Source organism: Fructilactobacillus sp. X2R1C1 (assembly GCF_059901435.1).
Genome location: NZ_JBWXUV010000006.1, coordinates 21,161 through 42,919, shown reverse-complemented (window position 1 = coordinate 42,919; position 21,759 = coordinate 21,161). Strand labels below are relative to the sequence as shown.

Genomic DNA, 21,759 nt, shown 5'->3' with positions numbered 1-21,759 from the left:
CATACGGGTAATTGATATAAGCTTCTAAACATTGGTTTAGAGGCTTTTTATTTTGTATTGGTCTCCATTTGGTCTCTTTAGTTGATTTTATCGAGTAATTTCTGCGTTTTCTCTGCTTCATCGTTCTCCTTAGTTTTGAGGAGATGTGCGTAAACATCTTGGGTAATTCCAATGTTTTTATGGCCAAGTCGTTTGGATACATATTGGATTGAAACATTTTGACTTAAAAGATAACTTGCATGGGTATGTCTCAGTCCGTGAAAAGATACTCGTTTAATGCCTAATTTTTTTGCATAGTATTTCATAGATTTATTAATACTCGAATTAGAAATAAAATTATTCATGCGTCCAAGGAAAACAAAATTGTTTTTATTTTTCAAATGATTTCTCAACAAGAATTCATTTTGGACTTTTTTATCTTTTTTAAATAAGTCAATCAATGAGTTGTTAATTTTGATAGTACGCATTGAACTAGCGTTTTTGGTTTTTTGAAATTCCTTATCAACTTGACTGTATGATTTATTAACCGTTAGTGTCTGATCATTCCAATTGATATTGTCCCATGTTAAGCCAATTATTTCTTCATACCTTAATCCTGTTAATAGGGCAGTTGCTACCATAGCCTTTGAAACATCTTCAATATTTCTAAAATTCAAGCAATAATCTAGTAGCTTTTCCATGTCTTCCGCTTCAAGATATTTCATTGAACTATCTTTTTCCGGACGACCACTTAATTCGATTCCATCTGTAAAATTCTCATTGATTAAATGAATTTGCACAGCACGTGTAATTGCTGTTCTAGTTTGTCGATGGATTTTCCGGACAGAGTTAATGCTTTGATTTTTACCCATTTCATTGATGAATTTTTGGTACGAGAAATAACTTATTTTTTGCAGTGGGGTATCTTTCCAGTATCGTTGCAAATATCTCTCAGTGGCCAAATAACGTCTTTTGGTTGCTTTTGATGAAGACGGCTCTTTAAAAGTTTTGTACCAATCATCAAAATACTCAACTAAAGTTTGATTGCTTTTCTCAATGAATTGGTCGTTATTCAAATTACTTTCTTGATCAGTTGCCCATTTCTGAGCCTCACGTTTAGTTTTAAACGTCTTACTTGCCGCATGTCTTTTATGCATTTGGTCTTGATAGTAGACTCTTGCACGCCATTTTTCTCCACGTTTTTGAAAAGTTGCCATTATTATTTACCTCTGAACATATGTTCGATATAATGGTTAAAAATAAGCTCCACAAATTGTAGAGTTTACTTTTACCAATTTTCTTATATTCAAATCCTCTGGTTAAGCATCTCTACCACGCACGGTAGGGATGCTTTTTGTTTTTATAATCCTAAAAGCTGCTTTTTCTTTGCTTCAAATTCCTCGCTAGTGATAGTTCCTTCATCAGCCAATTGTTTGTATTTCTTTATTTCATCAGCAGAGTCAATATCTGAAGTAGTATTTGAGTTGTCGTTATCTTTTAAAATTTCATCTAAAATGGCACAGAGCTTATTACATTGCTTAATTGAATTGGAATAAGTCAAAGAATTAGCTTTTGTTTTAGTGGTTATAAATTTAATTTCCCATGTTTGATCGTTTTTAAAATTAATATTCACTGACAAATAATTTACGACTTCATAAGTCTTTCCACCGGTCATAGCTCCAACAATTGCACCAACTCCACCCATTAGAGTTCCACCAACAATTGCTCGTGTTATTCCATGATGCTTTGTTTCGTTGTTTCCACGTTGATTTATTTTATAACTGACGATGTCCTTAAATTTATAAGACTCACTAGGTGAAAGCATCGTAGCTTTTTTTGTAATTTCTTCATCGTCTCTGTTAATAGACAGATTAAGTATTTTTATCTCGTTTCCTGTCGATGATGGACCGTGTGTCTTATTACTAGGATTTTTTTCAATTTCTTTTAGTTTATCGGAAATTATTTTATAAACATTTTCACTATCTGTTATTGTTTTCTTTTTGAATGCTCTAAGAACAATTGAATTTGGATCTTTAAGAGCTTGCGAATTAGTAAATCCTATTTTAGAAGTTGTTTGATTGTGAGCCATTTTAGGATCCAATATTATTTGAAGATACCCGTTTCGATATAGAGTAGGCTTTTGGTAGTTTATTGATTGAATATCATCTAAATAGATAGTTCTATCTTTTTGAGTTCCTTGAGCGCTGATTGCAGATATACCATTGCGACTTATGATTAGATAATCATCATATACTGTCAATTGCCCGTTAGTTCCTTTTAAACTCGCTAGTTCTTCCATTGCTTGTTTCTCCTTATGTATCAGTTTTTATGGCCATTAATGTTGGACTATCTATCCATTTGGATGAGAATTGGCCCAATCAATTTGACCTTGTACCCAAGAATCTGGGCTTCCATCTGGATTATTTCCTGGTGCTTGGTCTTGGTCCTGATCAACGTTAGAATTATCTGACTGGCTGGTAACAGATTGTTGGTTAGGGTTATTCGTTTGGTTAGACACAGCAGGTTGAGATGTACTTGATTGGTTAGGGGATGTAGTTTGCTGAGAGTTAGTTGTCTGTTGCGTATTTGTATATGAAGAACTGTTAGAACTAACACTTGTGTGGCTCTCTTGACTAGTCTTTTTGCTACTATTATTTTCTTTGTTATTTTTATTGTTTGCTTGTTTATTCTTTTTAACTTTTTTCTCAGTTTTGGGCTTACTACTTTTATGTTCGTTTTTGTTTGTTTTAGATGAACAAGACGATAAAGATAATGCTACTAGTATGGCTGCTGATAAAAAAATACTTTTTTTCATAAAATCTCCCTTTATTTTTATATTAAAAAAGTTTATAAATCTATCGTTATTTGAATTGCTTTTCCAATTATTTTACCAGGATTGCTTTTGTTAATGACGATAGGGGTATATTTTTGATTAATTGGCATTAAGATCGTTTCATGTTCTTGGTTAACAATTTTTTTAAGTGTAGCGTTAGTCTCATCATCAACAAGAACAGCTGCAATATCGCCAGTTTCAACTGTAGATTGAACATGTATAAGTACATATGCACCATCTGGAATTTTAGGTTCCATTGAGTCTCCCCTACATTTTAGCCAAAAATTGTCACCATAAGGTAATGAGTTTATTGATGTCGCTCTATAACCCTCTATATTTTCCTGAGCTAAAATAGGATCACCACAAGCTATCTCTCCTAATACTGGTACGTCTACCATATTATTTTCGAATTTTATTGCATTAGCAGGCAGCAATTCTTTTAGTCCTGCTAACTGAAAAATTTGTTCATCTGAAATACGTAAACCTTTAGCTAGCTTTTTTAAAGTTGATGGTTTAGGGATATTTCTTTTTCCATGTTCGACCTGTGAAATGTATGGATGGGACATTCCCGCTTGTAAAGCTACTTGTCTAATTGAATATCCTTTTTCTTTTCTGATTTTGGCTAGTTCTTTTCCAAAATCTACACTATTAGTATTCATGAGTAACCTTCCTTTAACTGTATTTTATCAATAAAGTTGAAAAAAGATACCAAAAAATATCAAAAAGATACCAAAAATGGTTGCATTTGTATACCAAATGTTTTATAGTTATAGATGTTGAAGGGAGGTTAAGAAATGTTATTAAAATTAAAAGATCCAGAAAAGATAAAAGAAGCAATTGCAATGAATGGTTATTCAATTAATGGATTTGCAAAAAAGAATAAAATTAGTGATGCAAATTTAAAAAGCATCCTATCTGGAAAACATAATCCATATCCACCGACAGCTAAAAAAATTGCTGATGGTTTAGGCTTGAAAATTAGTGATATTTTTTTTGCTCTTAATGGTAACAAAAGTGTACCAACAAAGGAGATGGGCAAGAATGATTGAAGAAACAATTAAAAGTGTTCTCTTCAAAATTGCTGATTCAATCATTAAAAATCAGCAAATCAAGCAGGGAATGTTTAACCAAAAAGAATTAGCAAAATATCTGTGTTGTGACGTTAATACACTCAAAAAATACTACATTTACCAACCGGATTTTCCAGTAATTCCACGAGGAAACAAATATGTATATCCGCGTAAGGGTGTTGATGAGTGGATTACAAATCACACAGTGACTTATAAGGAGGCGATCAATTGAGAGTATGCGAACTGCAAAACATTAAAAGTGAAGATTTACGAAACCAACTTACCGAAACCGTTGATTGGACTCTTTGGTCGAATGGTAGTTATCCAAGTAATACTGAATCAGACGAGATAAAGGTACTGATTAGTGATGTAAGTAAGCCTATTGTTAAGCTTTCAAGCAAAACTAAGGTATTAGCGTCTGGGACAGCCAGATATTCATACAAGAATTATCAATTTGAAGTTGTCCCAAGCGATGCTGAAGAATATCTAGAAATTGAAAGCAACATGATTGAGGCCGAAAGAAACCAAGGATTTGAAATTTAATGAGGTAAATGAAATGGAAGAAGAAAATAAAAAAACAATTTTGAAGCTTATTGTTGGAGATCAAAAAACTTCATTTCAAGCAAATATTGTTGGAATGGATGAAGTTGCTAAATCAGCAAATGGATTAATGCATGCATTATTTGAAGTAGTCAAACCAGTTGCTGGAGCAAACACCACCGAACTTATCAAAAGTTGTATGGATGAATATATAGCTAGCGAGGAGATGAAATCAGATGACTAATAAAGACACAAAAAAAGACCAATCGAGTAACAGCTCGACAGGTCTTAACAAATTGGTTCTATTAAACATCCAACGGTTTAATTCTACCAGTGATGGCCAGTTAATTCAACGGACTATGAAATAGGAGGAATTAGACATGATTAGTTTTACAGAAACACAAGGATTATTTTTACTTCTCACATTAATTATTGGAATGGTTATTGGATATTGTGCAAAAGAACTCCATGACCACAAAGACAAGTATTTTGAATAGAGAGGTAAAAATAATGAGAAGAATAAATCAATTATTAAAACAAAGAAAACAATTAATCAGTTCAAATCAACGTTTATTCGATAGTTTTAGTCAACTTAGCGATATTCAAGCAAATATTTCTAGTAGGACTGTCGATGATCAAAAAGTACTACAACAATTATTTACTGATGAGGATAAACGCAAACAAAGCATTATCAATGCAATTCATCCAGCACTAACAACTTGGGAGGACTAGAAAATGGCAAACGAAAACACAGCAATGACAAAACCAATTGAATATGAAGCAAACGGCAAAAACGTTAAATTATCAGGGAATATGGTTAAAGAATATCTAGTATCAGGTAATGCTGAAGTAACTAATCAAGAAGTTGTTAATTTCTTACAGCTATGTAAATTTCAAGGATTAAACCCATTCTTGAATGAGGCTTATTTGGTTAAGTTCAGAGGTCGACCAGCACAGATTATTACTTCAAAGGAAGCATTTATGAAAAGAGCTAATGCTGATCCTCATTTCCAAGGATTTGAAGCTGGAATCATCGTTCAACGCGGCGATGAAATTGTTAAATTAAATGGTGCTATCAAACTTCCAAAGGATACATTAATTGGTGGTTGGGCAAAGGTTTATAGAGATGATCGTAAGGTTCCAATTAGCGTTGAAATTTCACTTGATGAGTTCTCAAAGGGTCAGGCTACTTGGAAACAAATGCCACTGAATATGATTAGGAAGACTGCAATTGTTAATGCTTTGCGTGAAGCGTTCCCAGAAAATCTTGGATCACTTTATACAGAGGAAGAACAAGGCGATCCAGAAGCTAATTTGAAACCTAGAACTGTAAATGCTGAAGAAGAAACTGCTACTAGTGTGGATGATTTAATTTCTGATAATTCTAAAAAACAAGAACCACAAGATGTTACAAACAACAAAAACTCTGATGAATTCCCAGAAACTCCATTTGATGAAGATAACAGAGATGTTGACGAATCAAAAGCACAATCAGAAAAACCTAAGAAACCAGAAAGGGATGTGACAAGTGATGACGGAAGCAGTAAAGAACTCAATGAACAGCAACAAGAGCAACTCTTTGGACAACTCGACGACCTTCGACCTGACAAAAAGTAATTACTATAGTTCTGAAGCTAACTGGCATTACTTGTCAAAATCGGTTTACTGGAATTTCTTACAATGTGAATCTTCTGCTTTAGCACAACTTAAAGGATTGTATGCACCCAAAAGGGATGAAACACCCTTATTGGTTGGCAATTATCTCCATTCTTATTTTGAAAGTAAAGAATCACATCAGGCGTTTTTAGATGAGCATAAAAAGCAATTGTATAAGTATGGCAACCCTGAAAAGGGAATTAAAAAAGATTACAAAGACGCCAATAAGATGATTGAAGCACTTGAAAATGACCCTAAGTTTCCATTGATTTATCAAGGAAAAAAAGAAGTTATTGTAACCGGAAAAATTGACGGCATTCAATGGATGGGGAAACTTGATTGCTTGTCTCCTGATAAAAACATGTTCTTTGATTTGAAAACTGTTGATGATTTCCACAAAAAACACTGGAATGCTGAACGACATATTCCTGAGAATTTTGCAGAAAGTCGTGGATATATTTTGCAAATGGCAATTTACCAAGAGTTGATTAAACAAACATTTGGTATTGAGTCCACTCCTTATATCATTGCTGTTTCTAAACAACAAGAACCAGACAAAGCCATCTTTTCAATTCCACAATTCATGATGGATACAGAAATGGACGAATTAAAAGAGAAACAGCAGCATATTGCAAATGTGATCAATGGTACTGAAAAACCAATTGCATGTGAACATTGCGATTACTGTCGAATGAATAAGAAGCTAAGTACTGTGACACCAATTGACTCAATTGAATTGTATTAGGAGGTAATAATATGTATTTCCCAAAATTTCCATTGATTAATGAAACACCCATTTTAATTCCTAAAAAATTAGCTACTGAAATTGGATTAAAAGAAACGATTATTCTCCAAAAATTATATGAACGAATGAATTTAGTTGGAGAACCAGATGAAGAATGGGTAGAAGCAGAAAAAGAAGGACGTATTGCTGGTAGAAATGAACTTCATCTAGCAGAAAATTATGAGCATCTTCAACTATTGCTTCCGTTTTTAACTTTAGATGAAATAAAAGAAACTATGGATAGCTTAGTAGATAAAAATTTAATTTCAATTAAAAATTATAAAGATTTCAAAATTGGGGCAATTGAACACTTAACAATTAATGATGGTAAATTGTGGCGTCTATAAAGAGGTGATTAAACATGGTAAAAGTTGTTAGACATCATAAAGAGCATTTTACTATTGCAGATAATCAAATAATTCAAGATGAACGCTTAAGTTGGAAAGCACGTGGAATATTTATGTACGTGTGGGCACAAAAAGATACTTGGAAGTTTTATGAAACCGAAGTGATGAACCATTCCATTGATGGAAGAGCTTCATTAAGGAAAGGACTAGAAGAACTTGAAAAGTATGGATATTTAAGACGGTCACAATTGAGAAATAAACAAGGTAATTTTGGTGATCCATTTTGGGAATTATCTGATACACCGATGTTCGATTATCGGACATCGGGTAATCCGACATCGGAAAACCCGACATCGGAAAATCGCACACTAACAAGTACTAATAAAACAAGTACTAATAAAACAAAAACTAAAGAAGAAGTAGAGCGAGAAGAACTGAAGCCAATTAATTCGTTTCAAAACTATTTTGGAGTTCCACGAAATGCAGTTATTGAGAATTTAAGTGAATGGTCTAAAGAATTTGGCAATGACTTAGTCAACTATGTCATTAAGATAACTGCTCAGAGAAACGTCAGTAATAACGCTGCATGTTCTTATATGGATAGCATTTTTAGAAGTTATCGCAAAAACAACATTAATACTGTTCAACAGGCTAAGACGGCTGAGGATAATTTCAAACATCGACATTTCCAAAATAGTAATAAAAAGCAACACAAGACAATAACACAAGAAGAATTGGAGGAAAGGAACCTTGACTTCTGACCTTAGATTTTTAAGTAAAGACTTAAAAACGTTGGAAGAAACTTGCTCAATTCATCCGGACGTTCAACTTAAAGAATTTAAGGGTCATAAAAGTTGTTGGAAGTGCACCAAAGAACGTGAGCATAAGCATATGGAAGAACTTCGAAAAACAGTAAAGCGTCGAAGCACTTATAACATGCTTAAACGTTCTTCAATTATGGACGATCCGGACTTAAAAAGGGTAAGTTTCAACGACTATCAAGAACGTAATTCAGAAACGAAGAATAATAAGCAGCTAGCAGAAAAGTTAGCAACTTATTATACCGATAAAAATAATAAAGGTAATGCAATCATTTCTGGCAAAGCTGGAGTTGGGAAATCTCATTTAGCTTATTCAATTCTAAAGTATGTAAATAATCATGCTGAGCCAATGCAGAGTTGTTTGTTTGTGGATTTTAACGAATTGCTTAGACGTATCAAAGGTAGCTTTCACGATAAAACAAGTCCTTATCAAGAAGCGTCAATGGTTTCACTACTAAGTGGAGTGGATCTCTTAGTTTTAGATGATTTAGGTAGTGAAGCAACTTTTCAAACGAGGGACAGCGAAGCATCTAATTGGGCTCAAAATGTTTTATACGCAATTTTGAATCATCGCAATCGAACTATTATCACAACTAATTTGTCCGGAGAGCAAATGCTACACATCTATAACGACAAAGTAGTTTCGAGAGTGATGAAAGGCAGTCAAGATAAAATAATTAAATTCAAGGACACAAAAGATTATAGAGCGAGGTTATTTTGAAAAACGAATCAGTAATACTTGTTAAACCGTTAAAAAACGGCGGTGTTTTCTACGAAAATCTACAAGAACATCAACAAAACGAAGAAGCGTTGCGAGTTATGAGAAGACGAGCGAAAAACAATTGGGTAGCACATTATCAACGTTATGTTGAAAATCAAGAAACTAAAACAAGCAAAGGAGCGTAACAAAAATGAATGATTTAGTAATCATGAAAGATAAACACGCAGTAACAACTAGTTTAAAAGTAGCTGAAGTATTTGGCAAACGTCACGATAATGTGCTTAGAGATGTTCAAAATCTCGAAAAAGATGTCCTCACTTTTGAGGAGATGTTTACTAGGTCCACAGTTAAAGATAATTATGGCAGAGATAGACCAATTTATTTTATGAATCGCGATGGATTTACAATGCTTGCCTTTGGTTTTAATGGCAAAAAGGCTCTGAAATTCAAAGCAGAATATATTAAGGCATTCAACCAGATGGAAGACAGAATTAAAAAGTACGGTGGTTTCGATATTCCTCAAAATATGGGAGACGCACTTCAATTAGCAGCTAATCAAGCTAAACAAATTGAAACCATGCAGCCAAAAGCGTTATTTGCTGATGCTGTCACCGCTAGCAAGACTAGCATTTTGGTTGGAGAACTTGCTAAATTGCTTCGTCAAAATGGCGTTCAAATGGGGCAAAACCGTTTATTCCAATATCTAAGAAATAATGGATACTTAATCAAACGTAAAGGAACCGACTACAACATGCCAACTCAAAAATCAGTGGATAAAGGATTGTTCCAAGTTAAGGAAACGTTAGTTATGCATGCAAATAATACTGTTGTTTCCAAAACAACCAAAGTCACTGGTAAAGGACAACAATATTTTATTAATAAGTTCTTAAAGGATGATTTGGTCGTTGAATAAATATCATGCGAAAAAAGTCATAGCGGACGGTATCAAGTTTGATAGTAAAGCTGAGTATCAATACTACCGGCAAGAATTGAAGAACAAACAATGCCCGATTAGCTTTCATGAAAGATTTGAGATTGTGCCAAAATTCAAGCTAAACAATAAGCGGCATTCAAGACGTTATTACACACCAGATTTTTGTATTTACGACAATACAAAACGATTAGTCAAGGTAGTAGACGTTAAAGGTAGCAAAATCACGGCAGACGCTAGCTTAAGAATGGCAATGTTTGAATATCTGTACAAGATACCAGTCACAATTGCCAGATATGACTATAAGAGACACGCATTTACAGAAAAGGAAATGTAGGGAGGTTGGCCAACATGTGGCTAGTTACAATTTTGATTTTATTATTAATTTTAGGTTGCTGGTTTTTGGATTCTGACTGCTGCAGTTGGTTGTTCTTTCTGATAATTTTCTGGTTTGTTATTCTGTTTGCTCTGAAACTATGGTGGGTAATTCTGATCTTAGTTGCAATATTTGGCATTGTTGGTTGGATTGGAGCTGGCAAATAGTATGTATGCAAAATTAGAGCATATTAAAGGCTCACATCTCGTTTTAAATGTTGACGAACAATTAGACATGGAAAAGATAAAACGTTTCTCAGATGGACGCCAGCCAATTGTGGAGATTGATATTGCTGATGGACGCCATATAACTCCAGACCAGCGAAAAAAGATATTTGGATTGATTGGCGACTTTTCTGAGTACACAGGATTCTTAAAACCAGAGTCTGAAGCTTTTCTAAAGTATGAGTTCATTGAGACCATGAAAGAACCGCAATACTTTTCAATGGCTGACTGTTCTGTGACACTAGCAAAGAAGTTTATCGACTTCATTATTGGTTACTTTATTGATGAAGATGTGCCGTTTAAAACGAAGTGTTTTGATGAAATCCAAGGTAATTATGGTCTCGTCCGAAAGTGTGTTTTACATCGTGATTGCATTATCTGTGGAAAGCCGGGAGCTGACATTGACCACTTTAAGGCAGTTGGAATGGGCCGAAACAGATACAAGATTGATCAACGAGGGATGTATGTGTGGTCACTTTGTAGAAAGCATCACAATTTACGGCATTCAATGGGAATTGCTGACTTTGCCAGACAGTTCCAAATCAAGCCGATTAAATTGGATGATGAGTTAATCAGACAGCTTAAATTGACGAGTAACAAACGATTAGACGAACAGGAGAGAAATGATGAACCGTTATAAGCATGGGAAATATGATCTAATCACTCATATGTCAGATATCTTGCCAAAAGATAAGTTCATTGGATTCATGGTTGGAAATATCATGAAGTATATTGTTCGATTCGAGGATAAAGGAACACCGATTCAAGATTTGAAAAAAGCGCGTGATTATTTGAATCGATTAATTGATTATATGGAGGCAAAAGATGAAAAAGTCTAAAGAGAAAATATCACAGGAAGAATCAATGAAAAAATTAGACAAATCAATGGATGAAAATTTTCAACTACTACATGAGACACACGAGGAGTACCTAAAGATTTTAGAGAGGGGCAGGCACCAGAGGGAACAATCAGAAAATATGAAAAATAAGAAAACAGATGAGCGTTTAGAAAGAATTGAAAGCAAATTAAAACTAAATAATTGTTTATTAGATAGATTGATTTTAATTAAGTCAAGATCGGAATGTAAGAAAAATGGGAAGCAAAGAAGATACATTATTCCAATCCCAGATACTGAAGATGGTGAATACCAGTACTATTTAGTGAAAACAACTAGCCCTTACTGGGGGAAAACGTGGATAGGTGTTGCAATGAGCAACAAAGAATCAATACTTCATCCACAAGAACTAGGTATTTTGTCCCCTAGCAGGTATAAAGAACAATTTATTTTCACTGAATCAGAAGTTGAACAATTTTCACCGTATAATCAGCTTTTAGCTCAGGAGGTTTACATTGACTAATTTAATTCCAATTTGTATCAGCTGGTTTTGTGCCGGTATTAGCGTTGGTTGTGCAATTGCATCAATGATGTTGTTGTATAGCAGTATTAAAAAAACAAAACAACGTGATATGCACCAAGAAATAGATATGTCTGATTTATTTGACGAACATGGATTTAAAGGGCGTTTATATTCAGGCCATCCAAAGAAAACGAGATGATTGAAATGTGCTTTTACATGAATAGAAATTTAGGCAAAGAACAGGAAATCATGCAAAATTCTGATAAGTATGACAAAGCTATCGATAAAGCTATCCATGAAGAGGTTAAACAAGAGTATGAAGACAATAAGGAAATGATAAAAGATGTTTTAGAATCTTTAGACTCATTTTTCCAAACTGATTTTTCTAAACAAGTTAATTTAGATGATTATAAACAAGTTGATTACCAGAAAAAGAAGGATAGCGATTTTAAAATTGAAGATTTAGGCGACTTAGCATTTTTAATTAGTGAGGATGTATCTAGTCATGGGTGGTGAGAATGAATGAACGATAAAACAGTAAGTTATGAGGAATTTGTTAAACGAATTCATAAAAAGATTCCAGGTGTGTTTATGCACTTTAACGAAAAAGGATTTCCAATCACTGAAAAAGAAGCTAACGAAATGGAAGACGAGTTAGTTGGTTATGTAAAAGAAATGAGAGCAAAACATAAGAATGACTAAACAAAAGAAGTATGCAATTCCTTTACTTGATACTACTTATGTAACAAGTAGAAATATGGATAGTTATATCCCCATTTATATGAATTCATTTTTAACTAAAGTTCCAGAAGGAAGTTATTACTTAAATGGTCCATATGCGGTTGAACAATATGAGGCTCAACAATATGGAGAACGACTTTATGATCTTAGTGAAGTAGAAAATCATGATGAGGCAATTTTTAGCGAGGAAGAATTAAAAGATTTACCAAAACCATATCAAGAAATGGCAGTTGAGGTTAATTAAATGAAAAAGTATGTAGTTCCACTACCAGATGTTAATTTATATCAATTACCAGTTGCTTACGTCACAGTATTTCGATCAGATAGACATAGTGGATGTTATGCTTTTTGCTATTTTATTAGCGATTCAGAGGCTAGCAAACATGATTATGCAATCTTTTCATTAGATGAAATTCAAGAAATGCCAAAAGATTATCAAAAGTATGCGAAAGAGGTTGACGCGCAATGACTGAACAACAAAAAGAGTGCCCTTATTGTACAGGTATTGGGAAATTTATGTATCACGATAAGCAAAATAGAGCATTAGGTTTAAATTATGATTCAGACCATAAATGGAAACTGTTTTATTGGAAATATGGAGACAAAGCTATTATGACTGAAGCTTATTATTGCCCTAAATGTGGAAGGAATTTATACAAATGACTAAAGAACAAAAGAATTGCCACTACTGTCAGCATGAACAAAAGAGCTTAATTGAAATTGATGAAGATAACGATCCATCTGACATTTCAACGATTTTATATATTGGCAGTAACAAAAACTATAAAAAATACTATTTGTGTATAGATGTTTCAGCAGGTTCGTATTTAGAGAACCATCCATTTGCTGATATAAATTACTGTCCGATGTGTGGAAGGAAACTATAAATGATTAGTTTTGATGAAATAGAGAGTGTCAAATCACAATGTTTAAATTCGTTGGTTGAGGGGAAACATATGAAAATAAATAAAAAACGACTTAGAAAACAGATGAAAGATAGCAACCAGATTCATTATGAAAAAGAAGAAAGTATACGTCATAGAGAAAAAGAGTTGTATTGGAGAGAGCAAGAATTGAAAAAACAGCAAAATGCAACAGAAAAAATCAGAGAATGGGCGGTCCAACATGGTTTAGATAAAAAGACCGATAAGCAAGTTATCAAGCTCATGGAAGAATCTGGCGAGTTAGCTGAAGCTCACAACAAGAAACACACAGATGACTTAAAAGACGCTTTGGGCGATATCTATATAGTAATTACAATCATTGCTCAACAGAATGGTTGGAATATTGAGGATTTAATTTCAGCTTCTTACAACGTGATTAAGGATCGTACAGGCAAGACTGACCACGGTACTTTCATTAAAAAAGAAGATATCGAAAAATAAAAAACAAATAATCTAAAACTTGCGTAATTAGTTCCGAACACAAACAAAGGAGATTTTAGATTATGGAAAAAGAAAAGGTAAAGATACCACAATTTGTCGCAGGTTGGATTGAAAGAAATAAAAATTATCATTGTGCGGCGCTTGGTGAACTGTTATTTGCTGATAAGTCTGAATTAGATAAATCAGACAAACAAGTGTTTGAATGGTTATTTTTAGATTTATGTGAGCATGTTCGATTAATTTTAGGAGCGGTAAAGGATGGCTATACATTTGATAATCAAGAATATGTAATTCCTATGCCAAATATTATTGACCATGGAAGCCAAATGTATTTGTCAGCATATGATTCATATAAATTAGATAAGTTTCAAGCAAGGCCAAGTTTTACTGACACCAAAATTACGTTTACTGATGATGAATTAGATAAAGTGCCAGAAATGTATCGTAAGTTTAAAATTCCAAAAGAGTTGGTGATTGATGATGGGTAAATTCGAGCCGATTGAAAAAGCCGTCCAAGAAATGAACGGCGAAGCAAAAAAGTTTTATGGAAATATTGATAAAGAATCATTGAAAGTAGTTGGAAACATTGATGTTGAATTGGTTGATGGTCAATTTATGGCCACTAATCATCAAATCATTTCAAAATTCAAAAATAAGGAGTGCTGGTAATGACTAACATTTTATTTAGCAAAGTTCCAGATAACAAGGAAGAAAATGTACCAGAGCTAACTGCTGGTCAAGCAACTTGGTTAAATGAGGAAGTTAGAAAGACAGTTGAGGAAACCGGATCAGACGATAAATTAGATGTCGCTGTAACAATGAAACGAGATATCACTCGCATGTCGTTAGACAATCCTATGTTTAAGGATTTAAACAAATATCAATCAAAATTGTTAATCGCTTTAGTCAATGGATTCAAGATTAAGCCAACAAAATATGTAGTTAAACTTCCAGTTATTTCCAATTCGAAAGGACACAGTCTTTATTTAAGAAAGGGAGATAAACAGAAGTGGGAATGCGTAGAAAACACTTGGGCTGATGAATTTACAAAAAAGCAGATTGATACAGAGGTCCCAGAAGTTTACCGGCCATACGCACAAGAAATAAAAGAATTTTAGACCAAACAAAAAAAGCAGACCATATCCCTAAAGCCCACTTTCTCTATTCATCGAAAAACGTACGTTCGTATTACAGAACTTCTATAGTATATCACACGAAAAGGAGTTCTGCTTATGTCTCACTTCACATTTCTAAATAAAGAACAGACGATCGCAAATGCAAAAATGGCTTTAGAGAAATACACGTATTGGCACAACAGAGAATTAAGTCAAAAGGTCGCATCCCTTGGCTCACCAATCATTTCAGACATGCCAAAAGCACAATCAACTACTAATTCGCAAGAAAATCGCATATTAGAACATATCGACGCTAGTTTGTATTGTGAGTATTGCCGGAAAGCAATTGAATTTCTAACAGATGAACGATACCGAGATATTCTAAACAACTCTTACATAACAAGACAGTATCCAGATGAATTTTTAATGTCACAGTTATGTTTGAGTAAGACAAGATTTTACCAGGTTAAAAATGAAGCGTTACTAGCGTTTGCTCAAGTCTGTCCGCCATTACCATTTAGAAATGATGATGAAGTTTATTCTCTGATTTCCTACAAATAAATTTCAGAGTGAACTATTTGTGAACTAAAAGCGGAGGAAATGTGAACTAAATGTGTACAAAGAGGGGACAAAAAGTGAACCATAAGCGGAGCTAAACGTTATATATTGGTATTGTCCAGAAATTGGATATGGCTTTCAAATTGTTTTTTACCTCGGGCAAGTATGGGCGACATGGAAAACCTCAAAGAATAGTCTGGTTCGAATCCGGACACTTGCCTTTGCAGAGAAATCTGCATCTACTGCGTTACTGCTAATTCTCCTTTCGAATAATTAATTTGTTTATTTACTTACGTACTTGTTGATCCAAGAGCTTATTTCATAATTAGCAGTAGCGAAATCGCAAAGAGTTGGAACATGGAGTTTCCAACTCTTTTTTTATGGAGTGAATTATTTGTATACACATAAGGGAATTACATATTCGTGCAAGACTGAGTTTGAGTTAATTCAACGTCTGGACCGCGAAGCTAAAGGGAAACAAAGAAAACAAAAGCAACATAAATCCAACGATAGGAGGGACGGTTGATGTAAGTGTCTAAGAGAGACGATGCCAAAGCTGATTACTTAGCTGGTATTTCATTAAAGAAAATTGCAACCAAATATGGGGTTGCATATGGGACTGTAAAGTCGTGGAAGTCACGTGAACACTGGGACGAGGACAAACGGCTAACGCAACCGTTGCAAAATAAACGCAACGCAACCAAAAAAGGTGCAACCAGAACAGAAAAGGTTGCAACTCGTGAACCTGTGAAATCTGATGGACTGAATGACAAGCAAGAATTATTTTGCATGTACTATCTTCAAAGATTTAACGCAACGTGGGCGTACATGAAAGCATATAACACTAATCGTGATACTGCTGTTGTAAATGGTTCGAGACTGCTTACGAATGCTAACGTTAAGGCTTATATCACAAGATTAAAGAAGCAAACATCAAATGAATTGCAACTCGAAATCACTGACTTGATCAAAGCCGACGCTAAACAAGCATTTGGAAACCTTGATGACTACATTAATTGGAAGACAACCAAGATGTTGGCAACTGATGCAGCAGATTCACCTGTATTAGATGCTGACGATAATCCTATCTACTATCACACTACAGACTTCTATTTAACTGATAAAGATAAGGTCGACATGTCCTTGGTTAAATCAATTACTAAGGGTCGTGACGGACTCAAGGTTGAACTCAAAGACCCAGAGAAAGCACGAGAACGTTTGTACAAGTTCTTTGCTAACAGCAATGACGGTAAAGATAATGAGACAAGTGTACTAGACAAACTGCTTAACACAATAGCTAAAGGAGCTGAAGAAGATGACAAAGGTAAATCTGAATAATCTATTCACTCCAAAGCAGCAGGAAGTTATTGATCAGGAAATCAACAATCCTTATTGGACGTTGATGATTAATTACGGTGCGGTTCGTGCTGGTAAAACGTTTGTTGACAACTTTGTGTTTTTATTTGAGTTGCGACATGCAGCCGAGGTTGCACAATCCAAAGGGGTTGCGCATCCTCAATACATACTAGCTGGTGTGGACGCCAAGTCGATTAATTCCAATATCATTATGGAAATGTTTAACACATTTGGCTTGGTGTTTAAGTTCAATCGGTTTAACGGATTTGATGTTAAGTTTCCTGGATTACCACCAGTTCAAGTACGACAAGCATACACAGGAAGTATTCGTGGTCTTGGAAGTATTAGAGGTATGACTTCATACGGTGCGTACATCAATGAAGCTTCCAAAGCTAATCAGGAAGTGTTTGATGAAATCCAGAAGCGTTGTTCAGCAGATGGTGCCAGGATTGTGTGCGATACAAACCCTGATATTCCTACGCATTGGTTGAAAATTAACTACATTGATAAGGCAGCGGACAGCAAGTTTATCATCGCAAATAAGTTCACGTTGGACGACAACATCGCTAACTTGTCGCCACAGTATGTTGAATCGTTAAAAGAGACGACACCAAGTGGGATGTTCTATGACCGAGCAATTAAAGGCTTATGGGTATCTGGTGAGGGTCTGGTTTATCAAGACTACAACGAAAAGGACAACACGATTACTGCTCAACAGTTCAACAAGATTAAGCAAGAACATACGTTGAGTTATTACTGTGGCCTTGACTGGGGTTTTGAACATAAAGGCTCAATCGTATTAATGGCTGATGATGAAGATGGCAACACTTATCTCGTTAAAGAATGGACGTATCAACATCGGCAAATTGAATACTGGATGGAAGTGGCCAAACAAATCCAACAGCAATATGGTTTAGCAATTCCATTCTATTGTGATTCTGCTAGACCAGAATACGTTGCACGTTTCCAAGACGCTAACATCAAAGCAATCAATGCTTATAAAGCACGCATGACTGGGACAGAAGAGATAGCTGACATTATCCATAACAATAAGTTTATGGCTGTTAAAGACAATCTAATGGACTTTGAGACGGAGATTTATCAATACACCTGGAATGAAAAAACCGGCGAACCAATCAAGAAAGATGGGATGGACGATTGCATGGACGCGTTACGTTATGCAGTTGCAACCAAGAACTGGTACAAGCGTGAACAAGAACTATCCAAGCGTGACAACGGCTCAATCACACAACAAAACGAACTACTACAAAGCAAAGGACTTATTGGCGGACGGCCAAGAATGGGGGTATAGAACGTGTCAAATATTAATGGAACCATGCGACAACCAGATGTGTTTGGAAAGAATCACAGTTTAGACGGGACACGATTTGGTCAGAATGCCAATGTGCAATATTCAATTCCTGAACCAACCTGGGATGCAATCAAAGACGCTCCAAACTCTGAGAACTTCTCGGCATTAGTTCGTTACTACGTCAATGATCATTACTCAAATCAGTTGGATCGTATCCTTGAGTTGCAACGATATTACTACGGCGACAACAACATTCATCACTGGCAAGGCGAGTTGCGTAATAAGAACCAATCAGACAATCGCATTGCTAATCCGTGGGCCACATACATTACTAACCTACGAATCGGACATCAGTTTGGTAATCCAATCAAATATGGATTTGATAGCAACGATGATAATGCTGATGAAGACGAGGGCGAAGAATTACTAAACACGGTAGCTCAATTCAATAGACAGATTAACGAGCCTTATCACAACAGATTGATGGCCATTAACATGTTTACGACTGGTAGAGCCTATGAGCTAATGTTTATCAAAGAAGGAACTAATGAAGTTCATCTGACAACGATTGACCCTAACAGTTGTTTCGTGGTTTGGTCGACCGATGTTGAACCAACTGAACTCTTTGCCGTTCGTTACTACAAAATTCAAATTGCCGGACAAATTAACTTCCAGGTTGAAGTTTATACCGACAACAAGGTTTACTATTATGACGCTGGCCAAGATATCACTGGTGACCTAACTCTTACTAAAGTGGAAGACACATACTTCCATCAAGTTCCTATCACTGAGTTTGATAACAACCCAGAGCGTATGGGAGTTTATGAACGTGTCCTGGATAAGATAGACGAGTACGACCAATCAGAGTCAGGAATGGCCAACAACCAAGAAGACTTCAACAATGCCCAGTTATTAATTTCAGGTATTATCAGCAATCAAGGTGGCAAAGCTGAGCCGATGTTGGATGAGAATGGTAATCAAGTCTATATTGACAACAATGGTAACTATACTAATCGATCTCAAGATAAACTCGGCAACAAGAACACACCAATTATGGAAAAACAGGTATTGGATACTCACTCAAACGTGATGTATATGAAGCCTTACCAATTCCATGATGCTTCAGGTAACACACAGACGGTTCCAACAACTGCAACGTATCTCACTAAGAACTTGAATGTGACTGACTGGGACAAACACAGGACGGACATTGCTAATGAAATCATGCAGTTCACTAACACACCAAATGTAACTGACGCTAACTTCGCTGGTAATGCTTCTGGTGTAGCGATGTCGTACAAGCTATTTGGAATGGACCAGGAAATGGAAGTTACCGATTCACTATTTGCTCGTGGAATTCATCGCCGGTTGCGTTTACTGATTAACTATTTAGGTATGCAACCGAGCTCTGGAGTCAATGAAGATGAGGACGCTAACGACGTTACCATCACGTTCACTCCAAACAATCCTAAGAATAACCAAGCAATTGTAAATGTAATGCAGTCGTTGGCTTCTCAAGGTGTTGTCTCAACACAGACACTTCAAGAGATGGCTTATCCAGTTACTGGTGTTCCTCAATCACAAGAGCAAGAACGAATGGACCAACAGAAAGCTGACCAAGCTAAGAACAATCCAATGGCTAGCATCAATAACAATCTCTTCCAACAGAACATGGGGAATAATCCTAAGCCACTAAAAGAAGAAGACCCAGATAAAACTGGACAAAGTGGCGGAGAAAGCAACTAAGGTGGTGTGATCATTGGCAACAATCAAACAAGAACAGAAAAGAATTGAGAAGTTAGTTCAACAAGATAACAACAATGCTGATAAGATTGCTGGGTTCTATTCCCAGGCAATGACAATCGTTGCCAGTAATTTGAATGAGTTCTTTTTCCACTATGCCGAAGACAATCATTTGTCAGTTGGTCAGGTATCCAAAGACGTTTCAACATGGGATGTTCAACAATTCCATGACGCTATCAATTCGCTCATGGCTAATTCGTCAGACAACGATAATCTGACCAAGCAATTACGAGCATTGTATGCACAATCGCAAGTGTCTAAACGTGACATGATGGGAGCATTAGTTGGTGCTGGAATTGTAGTTGCAACGAACAATGTTGCTGATTATTCAGTTGATAAGCTCAACAAAGAGTACGTTGAGGGTTATCGTTGGAGGAACAGTGGCAGCGAATACACTATGAATCCAAACGACCATACGCAACAAGACTTCCTCAATTCACTTAATAACCATGCGCAAACCATGATGTCGAAAGCCACACAGGTTCTTTATTCAAGTTTGCAAACTGGTTTGAATTTGTCAGAGATGAGACATCTAACTAAGACCATGAGTGAAAATGATGATAGGAAATCAGGAAACATTAATAGTGCTGTCAACACAGAAGTATCTGGAATTCAAACGTTATTTCGTACAGAAGCATCAAGTAACAATGCTGATGGAGCAATGGCAGCGTTCAAAGACAATGATGTTGACTATGTTTATTTGCTAACACAAAAGGATGAAAAGGTCTGTGAGATTTGTGAGGGATTGGCAGATGACAACCCGTATCCAATTGAACAGGCACCTGACATACCAGGTGATAGCCATCCTAATTGCCGGTGTCAGTTAATACCATGTGATAAAGACGGTAACCTAACCAGTGATACATCAATTGATTAAGAGGTAATTAAATATGAAAACAATTCGTAAATTAATCAGTAAGCAAAAATTAGTAGATACAATTTTTGTTACATTTATTGTTTCGATGGTTATGAGCTTTATGCCAATGCTTTTAGTTGGAATTTTGCCCATACTACGTAGCAATTTATTATTAATCATATCTATGTTTATTGGTACTGGAATAGGATCCATATGTTTAACTTTGATTGCAATTGAAGTAGCTTATTAAATTAAATAAATATCATTAGCACTTAACTTTGTTGAGTGCTATTTTTATGGCCTTTTTTAGTCAGCAGGCCTAAAAGAACTGGCTTTTTTGCTGAGTTGAGAAACTTAAAACCTTACTAGTCTACGGACTTAAAAAGTAGGAGGAAACCTTATGGCAGACGAAGAAAAGAAGTACACACAAGCTGATATGGACAAAGCAATGTCCAACAAAGCTAAAGAGTATGAAGACAAGTATTCGAAGCAGTTGGAAGAACAGAAATCTGATCTTGAATCCAAGATTGATGAAGCACGGAAAGAAGCTCTTAAAAAGGGTGAGGAACGAGCTCAAATGAGCGCTGAAGACAAAGCTAAAGCTGATTATCAAGACAAACTAGATGCTTTAAAAGCTGAAAAAGAAAGCATCGCTAAAAAGCAGGCTGAGATTGATAAAGCAGACGCTTTGACTAAGACCCGTGCACTTTTGAAAGAGAAGAACATTCCAGAGAGTTTTGCCGGATACCTTTCATCGACGGATGAAGCAACTAGACAAAAGAACGTGGAAGAGTTCGCTAAAACTTTCCAAATCGGCATTGATGAGGGAATCAAGCACAAGACTTCTGGGAAATCCAATCCACAAGGCGGAGGCCACATTGAAACACAGGGAATTACAGCCGACCAGTTTAGACGAATGAGCATGAAAGAACAATCTGATTTAGCTGACCAAGACCCTGAACTATACAAAAAATTATCAAAGGAGATTTAAC

Annotated in this window: 39 protein-coding genes; 35 read left to right on the top strand and 4 right to left on the bottom strand. The window is 35.5% G+C overall.

Features of this window, described 5'->3' with window-relative positions; translation table 11 throughout:
* Nucleotides 1-77 precede the first annotated feature (77 nt).
* The 4 genes from AC6UDG_RS07185 to AC6UDG_RS07170 all read right to left on the bottom strand — a co-directional run bounded on the left by AC6UDG_RS07185 (nt 78) and on the right by AC6UDG_RS07170 (nt 3,471).
* Complete coding sequence (locus AC6UDG_RS07185; RefSeq protein ID WP_500706924.1) at nt 78-1,196, bottom strand: tyrosine-type recombinase/integrase; 1,119 nt, start codon at nt 1,194-1,196, stop codon at nt 78-80.
* 143 nt (nt 1,197-1,339) lie between these two features.
* Nucleotides 1,340-2,278 (bottom strand): SHOCT domain-containing protein, encoded by a 939-nt coding sequence (locus AC6UDG_RS07180; protein WP_500706923.1) that lies wholly within the window; start codon nt 2,276-2,278, stop codon nt 1,340-1,342.
* A gap of 51 nt (nt 2,279-2,329) precedes the next feature.
* Nucleotides 2,330-2,794 carry a hypothetical protein gene (locus tag AC6UDG_RS07175; protein ID WP_500706922.1) on the bottom strand — a complete coding sequence of 155 codons (465 nt, stop codon included), beginning with the start codon at nt 2,792-2,794 and terminating at the stop codon, nt 2,330-2,332.
* Nucleotides 2,795-2,826: 32 nt separating this feature from the next.
* Nucleotides 2,827-3,471 (bottom strand): LexA family protein, encoded by a 645-nt coding sequence (locus AC6UDG_RS07170; protein WP_500706921.1) that lies wholly within the window; start codon nt 3,469-3,471, stop codon nt 2,827-2,829.
* Between the two features lie 135 nt (nt 3,472-3,606).
* Here AC6UDG_RS07170 and AC6UDG_RS07165 point away from each other — a divergent pair, with 135 nt between their 5' ends.
* From AC6UDG_RS07165 to AC6UDG_RS06995, 35 genes are all read left to right on the top strand, one after another.
* The gene (locus tag AC6UDG_RS07165) at nt 3,607-3,861 is read left to right on the top strand and encodes a helix-turn-helix transcriptional regulator (protein WP_500694507.1); all 255 of its coding nucleotides are present in this window, start codon (nt 3,607-3,609) and stop codon (nt 3,859-3,861) included.
* On the top strand, nt 3,854-4,114 hold the full coding sequence (locus AC6UDG_RS07160; RefSeq protein ID WP_500706920.1) for a helix-turn-helix domain-containing protein: 261 nt from the start codon (nt 3,854-3,856) through the stop codon (nt 4,112-4,114). The genes AC6UDG_RS07165 and AC6UDG_RS07160 overlap by 8 nt, the downstream gene beginning before the upstream one ends.
* Entirely contained in the window at nt 4,111-4,425 is a 315-nt protein-coding gene (locus AC6UDG_RS07155; RefSeq protein WP_500706919.1) for a hypothetical protein, read from the top strand. Before AC6UDG_RS07160 ends, AC6UDG_RS07155 begins: the two co-directional genes overlap by 4 nt.
* Nucleotides 4,426-4,438: 13 nt before the next feature.
* Entirely contained in the window at nt 4,439-4,666 is a 228-nt protein-coding gene (locus AC6UDG_RS07150) for a hypothetical protein (protein WP_500706918.1), read from the top strand.
* Between the two features lie 266 nt (nt 4,667-4,932).
* A complete protein-coding gene (locus AC6UDG_RS07145) occupies nt 4,933-5,154 on the top strand; it encodes a hypothetical protein (protein WP_500706917.1) in 222 nt (73 codons plus the stop codon).
* Nucleotides 5,155-5,157: 3 nt separating this feature from the next.
* Complete coding sequence (gene bet, locus AC6UDG_RS07140; protein ID WP_500706916.1) at nt 5,158-6,039, top strand: phage recombination protein Bet; 882 nt, start codon at nt 5,158-5,160, stop codon at nt 6,037-6,039.
* Nucleotides 5,954-6,823, top strand: coding sequence for a PD-(D/E)XK nuclease-like domain-containing protein (locus AC6UDG_RS07135; protein WP_500706915.1), 870 nt, complete (start codon nt 5,954-5,956; stop codon nt 6,821-6,823). Before bet ends, AC6UDG_RS07135 begins: the two co-directional genes overlap by 86 nt.
* Before the next feature lie 11 nt (nt 6,824-6,834).
* Nucleotides 6,835-7,209 carry a hypothetical protein gene (locus AC6UDG_RS07130; RefSeq protein ID WP_500694517.1) on the top strand — a complete coding sequence of 125 codons (375 nt, stop codon included), beginning with the start codon at nt 6,835-6,837 and terminating at the stop codon, nt 7,207-7,209.
* A gap of 14 nt (nt 7,210-7,223) precedes the next feature.
* Nucleotides 7,224-7,970, top strand: coding sequence for a DnaD domain protein (locus tag AC6UDG_RS07125; protein WP_500706914.1), 747 nt, complete (start codon nt 7,224-7,226; stop codon nt 7,968-7,970).
* Nucleotides 7,960-8,751: an ATP-binding protein gene (locus AC6UDG_RS07120; RefSeq protein ID WP_500706913.1), complete on the top strand. Its 792-nt coding sequence runs from the start codon at nt 7,960-7,962 to the stop codon at nt 8,749-8,751. The genes AC6UDG_RS07125 and AC6UDG_RS07120 overlap by 11 nt, the downstream gene beginning before the upstream one ends.
* Nucleotides 8,748-8,936, top strand: a complete 189-nt coding sequence (locus AC6UDG_RS07115) for a hypothetical protein (protein WP_500706912.1) — start codon at nt 8,748-8,750, stop codon at nt 8,934-8,936. The genes AC6UDG_RS07120 and AC6UDG_RS07115 overlap by 4 nt, the downstream gene beginning before the upstream one ends.
* Before the next feature lie 5 nt (nt 8,937-8,941).
* A complete protein-coding gene (locus AC6UDG_RS07110; protein ID WP_500706911.1) occupies nt 8,942-9,664 on the top strand; it encodes a phage antirepressor KilAC domain-containing protein in 723 nt (240 codons plus the stop codon).
* Entirely contained in the window at nt 9,645-10,019 is a 375-nt protein-coding gene (locus AC6UDG_RS07105; protein ID WP_500706910.1) for a DUF1064 domain-containing protein, read from the top strand. The genes AC6UDG_RS07110 and AC6UDG_RS07105 overlap by 20 nt, the downstream gene beginning before the upstream one ends.
* A 14-nt stretch (nt 10,020-10,033) precedes the next feature.
* A complete protein-coding gene (locus AC6UDG_RS07100) occupies nt 10,034-10,225 on the top strand; it encodes a hypothetical protein (protein WP_500706909.1) in 192 nt (63 codons plus the stop codon).
* Between the two features lies 1 nt (nt 10,226).
* Nucleotides 10,227-10,922 carry a putative HNHc nuclease gene (locus AC6UDG_RS07095; RefSeq protein WP_500706908.1) on the top strand — a complete coding sequence of 232 codons (696 nt, stop codon included), beginning with the start codon at nt 10,227-10,229 and terminating at the stop codon, nt 10,920-10,922.
* Nucleotides 10,909-11,121: a DUF3310 domain-containing protein gene (locus AC6UDG_RS07090; RefSeq protein ID WP_500694525.1), complete on the top strand. Its 213-nt coding sequence runs from the start codon at nt 10,909-10,911 to the stop codon at nt 11,119-11,121. The genes AC6UDG_RS07095 and AC6UDG_RS07090 overlap by 14 nt, the downstream gene beginning before the upstream one ends.
* Complete coding sequence (locus AC6UDG_RS07085; protein ID WP_500706907.1) at nt 11,108-11,641, top strand: hypothetical protein; 534 nt, start codon at nt 11,108-11,110, stop codon at nt 11,639-11,641. The genes AC6UDG_RS07090 and AC6UDG_RS07085 overlap by 14 nt, the downstream gene beginning before the upstream one ends.
* On the top strand, nt 11,634-11,840 hold the full coding sequence (locus tag AC6UDG_RS07080) for an HPP family protein (RefSeq protein WP_500706906.1): 207 nt from the start codon (nt 11,634-11,636) through the stop codon (nt 11,838-11,840). Before AC6UDG_RS07085 ends, AC6UDG_RS07080 begins: the two co-directional genes overlap by 8 nt.
* 17 nt (nt 11,841-11,857) lie before the next feature.
* Complete coding sequence (locus AC6UDG_RS07075; RefSeq protein ID WP_500706905.1) at nt 11,858-12,157, top strand: hypothetical protein; 300 nt, start codon at nt 11,858-11,860, stop codon at nt 12,155-12,157.
* Nucleotides 12,158-12,163: 6 nt separating this feature from the next.
* A complete protein-coding gene (locus AC6UDG_RS07070; protein WP_500706904.1) occupies nt 12,164-12,343 on the top strand; it encodes a hypothetical protein in 180 nt (59 codons plus the stop codon).
* A complete protein-coding gene (locus AC6UDG_RS07065) occupies nt 12,336-12,626 on the top strand; it encodes a hypothetical protein (RefSeq protein WP_500706903.1) in 291 nt (96 codons plus the stop codon). The genes AC6UDG_RS07070 and AC6UDG_RS07065 overlap by 8 nt, the downstream gene beginning before the upstream one ends.
* On the top strand, nt 12,627-12,851 hold the full coding sequence (locus AC6UDG_RS07060) for a hypothetical protein (protein ID WP_500706902.1): 225 nt from the start codon (nt 12,627-12,629) through the stop codon (nt 12,849-12,851).
* Nucleotides 12,848-13,045: a hypothetical protein gene (locus AC6UDG_RS07055; protein WP_500706901.1), complete on the top strand. Its 198-nt coding sequence runs from the start codon at nt 12,848-12,850 to the stop codon at nt 13,043-13,045. The genes AC6UDG_RS07060 and AC6UDG_RS07055 overlap by 4 nt, the downstream gene beginning before the upstream one ends.
* On the top strand, nt 13,042-13,269 hold the full coding sequence (locus AC6UDG_RS07050) for a hypothetical protein (RefSeq protein ID WP_500706900.1): 228 nt from the start codon (nt 13,042-13,044) through the stop codon (nt 13,267-13,269). Before AC6UDG_RS07055 ends, AC6UDG_RS07050 begins: the two co-directional genes overlap by 4 nt.
* Nucleotides 13,270-13,767 carry a MazG-like family protein gene (locus tag AC6UDG_RS07045; protein ID WP_500706899.1) on the top strand — a complete coding sequence of 166 codons (498 nt, stop codon included), beginning with the start codon at nt 13,270-13,272 and terminating at the stop codon, nt 13,765-13,767.
* Nucleotides 13,768-13,829: 62 nt separating this feature from the next.
* Nucleotides 13,830-14,255, top strand: coding sequence for a DUF1642 domain-containing protein (locus AC6UDG_RS07040; protein WP_500706898.1), 426 nt, complete (start codon nt 13,830-13,832; stop codon nt 14,253-14,255).
* A complete protein-coding gene (locus AC6UDG_RS07035; RefSeq protein ID WP_500706897.1) occupies nt 14,245-14,436 on the top strand; it encodes a hypothetical protein in 192 nt (63 codons plus the stop codon). Before AC6UDG_RS07040 ends, AC6UDG_RS07035 begins: the two co-directional genes overlap by 11 nt.
* Nucleotides 14,436-14,885 (top strand): hypothetical protein, encoded by a 450-nt coding sequence (locus AC6UDG_RS07030; protein WP_500706896.1) that lies wholly within the window; start codon nt 14,436-14,438, stop codon nt 14,883-14,885. The genes AC6UDG_RS07035 and AC6UDG_RS07030 overlap by 1 nt, the downstream gene beginning before the upstream one ends.
* 114 nt (nt 14,886-14,999) lie before the next feature.
* Nucleotides 15,000-15,443 carry an ArpU family phage packaging/lysis transcriptional regulator gene (locus tag AC6UDG_RS07025; RefSeq protein WP_500694538.1) on the top strand — a complete coding sequence of 148 codons (444 nt, stop codon included), beginning with the start codon at nt 15,000-15,002 and terminating at the stop codon, nt 15,441-15,443.
* Between the two features lie 528 nt (nt 15,444-15,971).
* On the top strand, nt 15,972-16,778 hold the full coding sequence (locus AC6UDG_RS07020) for a terminase small subunit (protein WP_500706895.1): 807 nt from the start codon (nt 15,972-15,974) through the stop codon (nt 16,776-16,778).
* Entirely contained in the window at nt 16,756-18,108 is a 1,353-nt protein-coding gene (locus AC6UDG_RS07015) for a PBSX family phage terminase large subunit (protein WP_500706894.1), read from the top strand. The genes AC6UDG_RS07020 and AC6UDG_RS07015 overlap by 23 nt, the downstream gene beginning before the upstream one ends.
* A 3-nt stretch (nt 18,109-18,111) precedes the next feature.
* Nucleotides 18,112-19,854, top strand: coding sequence for a phage portal protein (locus AC6UDG_RS07010; protein ID WP_500706893.1), 1,743 nt, complete (start codon nt 18,112-18,114; stop codon nt 19,852-19,854).
* 13 nt (nt 19,855-19,867) lie between these two features.
* Complete coding sequence (locus AC6UDG_RS07005) at nt 19,868-20,788, top strand: structural protein (protein ID WP_500706892.1); 921 nt, start codon at nt 19,868-19,870, stop codon at nt 20,786-20,788.
* 13 nt (nt 20,789-20,801) lie between these two features.
* Nucleotides 20,802-21,017, top strand: a complete 216-nt coding sequence (locus AC6UDG_RS07000; protein WP_500694543.1) for a hypothetical protein — start codon at nt 20,802-20,804, stop codon at nt 21,015-21,017.
* A 150-nt stretch (nt 21,018-21,167) separates the two neighbouring features.
* On the top strand, nt 21,168-21,758 hold the full coding sequence (locus AC6UDG_RS06995; RefSeq protein WP_500706891.1) for a capsid assembly scaffolding protein Gp46 family protein: 591 nt from the start codon (nt 21,168-21,170) through the stop codon (nt 21,756-21,758).
* Nucleotide 21,759 lies beyond the last annotated feature (1 nt).